At 64.0% G+C, this 5,658-nt stretch carries 6 protein-coding genes; all 6 read right to left on the reverse strand.

Features of this window, described 5'->3' with window-relative positions; genetic code table 11:
• A partial coding sequence (locus tag H5T60_10835; GenBank protein MBC7242926.1) for a hypothetical protein occupies positions 1-1,406 on the reverse strand: 1,406 nt, incomplete at its 3' end.
• Between the two features lie 179 nt (positions 1,407-1,585).
• Entirely contained in the window at positions 1,586-3,649 is a 2,064-nt protein-coding gene (gene fusA, locus H5T60_10840; protein MBC7242927.1) for an elongation factor G, read from the reverse strand.
• Positions 3,650-3,820: 171 nt separating this feature from the next.
• Positions 3,821-4,066 carry a MoaD/ThiS family protein gene (locus H5T60_10845; protein MBC7242928.1) on the reverse strand — a complete coding sequence of 82 codons (246 nt, stop codon included), beginning with the start codon at positions 4,064-4,066 and terminating at the stop codon, positions 3,821-3,823.
• Positions 4,067-4,070: 4 nt separating this feature from the next.
• Positions 4,071-4,940 carry an NAD(P)-dependent oxidoreductase gene (locus H5T60_10850; GenBank protein MBC7242929.1) on the reverse strand — a complete coding sequence of 290 codons (870 nt, stop codon included), beginning with the start codon at positions 4,938-4,940 and terminating at the stop codon, positions 4,071-4,073.
• Between the two features lie 23 nt (positions 4,941-4,963).
• Positions 4,964-5,230 carry a MoaD/ThiS family protein gene (locus H5T60_10855; GenBank protein ID MBC7242930.1) on the reverse strand — a complete coding sequence of 89 codons (267 nt, stop codon included), beginning with the start codon at positions 5,228-5,230 and terminating at the stop codon, positions 4,964-4,966.
• Positions 5,231-5,303: 73 nt separating this feature from the next.
• Positions 5,304-5,639 carry a hypothetical protein gene (locus tag H5T60_10860; GenBank protein ID MBC7242931.1) on the reverse strand — a complete coding sequence of 112 codons (336 nt, stop codon included), beginning with the start codon at positions 5,637-5,639 and terminating at the stop codon, positions 5,304-5,306.
• Positions 5,640-5,658 lie beyond the last annotated feature (19 nt).

Genomic DNA, 5,658 nt, shown 5'->3' on the forward strand with positions numbered 1-5,658 from the left:
GGCGTGGCGGTGTCCGTGGGTGTGTCCGTGGGCGTGGCCGTGTCGGTCTGGGTGGGCGTATTGGTCGGCGTATGGGTGGCCGTCGGCGTGGCGGTGTCGGTCGGCGTGGCGGTGTGCGTCGGTGTGTCCGTGGGCGTTGCCGTGTCGGTCGGGGTGGGCGTGTTGGTCGGCGTGTGGGTGGGTGTGTAGGTTGGCGTATGCGTCAGCGTCGGCGTTGGAGTGCGCGTGAACGTCGCCGTCGGCGTGTAGGTTGGGGTGCGCGTGGGCGTCTGCGTGATGGTCGGCGTAGCGCTGGGCGTGAACGTCCGTGTGGGCGTGGGCGATGAGGTCGCCGTCGGTGTATACGTGGGCAGGGCGGTACAGGGCTCCACGTAGAGGAGCTGACAGCCGGGGATGTTCTGAGCGACTTCGATGGCATCCAGGCGGGTTTGCTCCTCGCGGGTGCGGATGCGGATGGAGTGGGGGCCGGCGTCAAACCAAACCACATATGGTATGCCGGTGTTGGCATCGGCGATCTTCTGCCAGTACCAGTCGCCGAGCATGGTATTCCAGCGGAATTCCGGCCCGCCGTCCACGGAGACCCAGAAGGAGTCCGCGCCAGTGGTGGTCAGGCCCCAGGCGCGCCCCCAGATGACGTACTGGGAAGGGGAGGAGATGGTGAAGTTGAACGTGACATAGCCGTTGGCGCCGTAGCCGAACGGGGTATGCACGTAATCACAGCGGGAGGCGTTGACCTCGCCGGGCGAGACGATGACCATAGGTGGGGTGACCACGCCGTCTTCCGCTTCCATATGGATAATATCGCACGCCGGCGTGGGGGTGGCGGTGGCGTCCAGGATTTGCACGCTGGCATCGTTTAATTCGTCCAGCACCGATTCGCCGGCGAACACCGCCTCCGTGTTGACTGGGTCGAAGGTGACCGGCGTGCTGGGTGAGACCCCGGCCGCCTGGAAGTAGACGGTACAGAGCGTGAAGGTGCCGTTGGGGATGGGGCCGGCCAGGTGGCGGCCGGCGGAGTAGCGGGCTACGCCGACCGGTCCGCTGTTGTCAATACTTTTGGCCAGTTCGACCGGCAGGTCGGTGCCCCCGACGATGTTGGTAACGATGAGTTTCGATGTATCGTAGTTCAGCCGCATATCAACGCCGTCGAGGTACTGGGGGCCGGCGTCGACGCGCACCGTCATGGCGAAGGTCTCACCGATGTAGGCAGTATAGGTGGGGGGCAGTAGGGAGAGGTCCACGATGGCGGCCGGCGTGGCAGTAGGGGTAGGTGTGCTGGTGGACTGCGCAAGCGGCGCGGGTGCGACCACTGCATAGGTAAAGGGTCCGATGCCGGCGAGGGCGACGGCCAGGGCGAAGATGATCCAGATTCCGAGCGAGGCGAACAGGAGTAGCCGGGCGCGCATGCCACTTCCTCCACGGGGCGGGACAAACAGACCATCGCGATGACCACACTACTGTTATTATAACACGATTGTCAAGTTTTGGCAATACGAATGTTTGACCGTACGGGCTGTAAAAGAAAAAAGGCCTGGCAGAACCTGCCAGGCCCTTTGGAAAAGTCCAGCACGCCGTTGTGCTGGGGTTACGCCACTCGCCGCAGTTCTTCGGCGACCTTCGCCGGCACTTCGGCATAGTGGTCAAATTCCATGACAAAGGTGCCGCGGCCCTGGGTGATGGAGCGGAGGTTGCCGGCGTAGCCGAACATGGCCGCCAGCGGCACGTGGGCGATGATGCCCTGCACACCGCCGACGCGCGGGTCCAGCCCAATGACCGTGCCGCCCTTACTGCTCAGGTCCCCCAGGATGCCGCCGATATATTCCTCGGGCGCGATGACCTCCACCTTCATAATGGGTTCGAGGATAATGGGGCCGGCGCGCAGGACAGCGTCCTTCAGCGCCATGGCCGCCGCGGTGCGGAAGGCTTGCTCCGAGGAGTCCACTTCATGGAAGCGGCCGTCCAGGATGGAAACCTTGATGTCAATGAGGGGCTGGCCGATCAGGGCACCCATAGCCAGGCCCTCTTTGATGCCGGCCTCCACCGCCGGGATGAACTGCCGCGGGATGGCGCCGCCCACGATATGGTTCTCGATGACGTTGCCCGTGCCGGACGGCAGTGGCTCCACCGCCAGGATGACATGCGCGAACTGGCCGCGGCCGCCGGTCTGGCGCACCAGCCGGCCCTCGCCCTGCGCCGGCCGCGTGATGGTCTCACAGTAGGCCACCTGCGGCTGTCCAACGCGCGCGGAGACGTTGAACTCGCGGCGCAGTCTATCCACAACCACTTCCAGGTGCAGTTCTCCCATGCCGGAAAGAATGGTCTGGCCGGTGCGTTCGTCGAAGCGCACCCGCAGGGTGGGGTCCTCATCCACCAGCGCGCCCAGCGAGGTGGAAAGCCGGTCCTGGTCCGCCTTGGTCTTCGGTTCGATGGCGAGATGCACGACTGGGGCGGGGAAGCTGATTTCCTCCAGCACCACCAGACGGGATGGCGCGCAGATGGTCTCGCCGGTGGTGGCGATCTTCATGCCGAGGATGGCGCCGATGTCGCCGGCGGAGATCTCCTCCACGTCCTCGCGGCGGTCGGCGTGCATGCGCACCAGCCGGCCGATGCGCTCCTTCTTGCCGGTGGCGGGGTTCGCCACCGTTTCGCCGCGGCGCAGGACGCCGTCATAGACCCGGATATAGGCCAGCCGGCCGACGTACGGGTCGGTGTTGACCTTGAAAACCAGCGCCGCCAGAGGCTGGGACGCATCGTTGTCACAGCCGATTTCCTCGCCCGTCTCAGGCATGCGGCCGGACATGGGTTCGATGTCCTGCGGGGCCGGCAGATACGCTACCACCGCATCCAGGAGCGGCTGGACGCCCATATCATGCAGGGCCGTGCCGCACAGCACAGGGACCAGGGCGCCGGCGAGGGTGGCGCGGCGAATGGCCGCGCGCAGAAAGTCCGGGGACATTTCTGCTTCCTCGAGATAGCGCTCGGCAACCTCGTCGTCCACGTCGGCCAGCAGTTCCAGCATCGCCTCGCGGCGCGCCTGTGCCTCTTCCATCAGTTCGGCCGGGATCGGCGCCGTGACCGGTTCCGCGTGCGGCTCGGGATACAGGTAGGCGTGCATTTCGACCAGGTCGATCATGCCGCGGAAGGCCTTTTCGGAGCCGATGGGCATCTGGATGGCAAGCGGGTGGGCGCCCAGGCGTGTTTCGATGGTCTCGAGGGCGTACCAGAAGTTGGCGCCGGCACGGTCCAGCTTGTTGATGAAGCAGATGCGCGGGACGCGATAGCGATCCGCCTGCCGCCAGACGGTTTCGGACTGCGGCTCGACGCCGGCGACGCCGTCAAAGACCACCACGCCGCCGTCCAGGACGCGCAGGGCGCGCTGAACCTCCGCGGTGAAGTCGATATGGCCAGGGGTATCGATGATGGTAATCTGATGTCCCTTCCATTCGGTGGTCACCGCGGCGGACTGGATGGTGATGCCGCGCTCACGCTCCTGCGGCATGGAGTCGGTCACGGTAGTGCCCTCGTCCACATTGCCGATGCGGTGCGTTTTGCCGGTGTGGAACAGGATGCGTTCCGTCACGGTCGTTTTGCCGGCGTCAATATGGGCAATGATGCCGATGTTGCGAATTTTCTGAATGTCTACGGTCATTCGTCTTCCCCTTTTACTGCCTACAGCCAGGAAAATCTCATTTTGCCGAAGGGCAATAAAAGAGCCTGGGGGAAAGGTTCCCCAGGCTCTTCATGGCCACACGGCATACTATTCCATACTATCGCGGAAATGTCAAATTTCCGCGGCGCGGAAACCCGCCGTCAGGAGGGGTTATCCTCCTCCCAATAGTTTGAAGCAAATGACCTCATCTCCCTCCTGCAGGACGGTGTTGGATTGGGCGCGAGTGTAGTTGACCATATAGAGCACGTTTTCGAGCATCTGGTTGGCGGTGGGGAACTGGGCGCGCAGTCGCGACAGGAGTTGGGCCACGGTGGCGCCGGCCGGCAACTCCATCACGATGACATCGTGGCCGATCGATTCCCGCAGTGGGGGCAGGAATTTGACCCTGACCTGCATATCCTTATCCCAACGCCTCCAGGACCGCCTTCTCAAGCTGATCCAGGTATACTTCGAACGGCGTATTCTGATAGGCGAACAGCGCCTGCGATTCGGCGGTGTCGTACCAATCGCTCCAGCCGGGCTCTTCCCGGTAATGGGCATCCTCGATGGGGATGTCCAGGATGGGGAAGACCTTCTCCACGTACTCGTGGCCGTACATTTGCCAGGAGGGACCGCCGGCGATATTCAATATTTTACCCGCCGCCGCATCGTTGTCAACGGCCGCCAGCAGGGCGGTGACCACGTCGGCCCTGCAGACCAGCTCGATGCGCTGTTGGGCGGTGAAGGGATAGGGGTCTGGGGGGTCCATCAGCGCCGGGATGACGATGCCGGAGATGCGCAGGATAGTGTAGGGGATGCCGGCCTGCAGGATAACCTGTTCGGCGGCCACCTTGCTCTCGCCGTAAATGTCTATGGGGCGCTGTGGATGGTCGACGCGGATGGGTGGGGTGGAGGTCGTGGTATCGCCGTAGGTGGCGACGCTGGAGGCGAAGATGAGCCGGCTGGTGCCGCCCGTCTGCTGGATGGCCTCCACGACGCGCTGGGTACCCTCGACGTTGACGCCGAAGGTGCGCGCCCGATCGCGCTCGCTGGCCGGCGGCAGGATGGCGGCCAGATGGAGCACGATGTCGGTGCCCCGCACGGCGTCCTGTACCAGGCCCGGGTCGCGGATATCGCCTTTGAAGATCTCGATGCCGGCCTGATGCTCCAGCTCGCTGTAATCGCAGATGGGCAGGTCGAAGACCCGCACGCGGTGGCCCTGGGCCACCAATTTGAAGGTCAGTTCTTTGCCGACACTGCCGGCGCCGCCAGTAATGAGGATGGTTTTCATGGAATACCGCTCCATTGGTCCTGTTACGGATGACAGCAACTGCCGCTGGGAATCAGGACGATGATCTGCTGGTCCTGCAAAGGCACGTCGGGAGCGATGAATTCTTTCCCGACCAGGAAATAGACCCTTCGCCGGCGGAAACGCTCACGCGCCGGCCGAATATGCGCGAACTGCTCGGCCAGATGATCCAGCAGCTCTGTGCCCGTGACTCCTTCGGGCAGTTCGACCTCTGTCTGGTTGATGCCGACCTCCTGATTGAGGGGCACAAAAAACTTGACCGTGACCTTCATGGATGCCTCTGGTTCCCCGGACGAGGGCAGGCCGGCCGGTACGAACCCGGCCGGCCTGCTCCCTGCCGCTCAATTATCCGTAGAGGTCCTTTACGACGTCATCCATGCCGCCGAGGTGTTCCAGGGAGTACTTGCTGGGCTTGCCGGTTTCCATGTCCCAGCCGATGAAGTGGAAGAAGTTTTCGGCCAGGCGTTGGGCGTTGATGGTGACGCCGGCGAGGGGGCCGGCCTGGAGCGGCGGCACGCCGATGGCGCGCGGCGGGATGACGAAGTCGGCCGGCTTGAAGCCCTCCCGCAGGTTGAAGGCATGGCGCATGTTCAGGATGCGGGCGCCGGTGCGCAGGACGTCCTGACCCTTAAAGCTCCAGCCGGTGACCGCCTCGATCAGCATGCGGGCCAGGTTCTGCATCCCAACGAATCCGCTGAAC

It is taken from the genome of Anaerolineae bacterium, assembly GCA_014360855.1.
Taxonomy (GTDB): Bacteria; Chloroflexota; Anaerolineae; order JACIWP01; family JACIWP01; genus JACIWP01.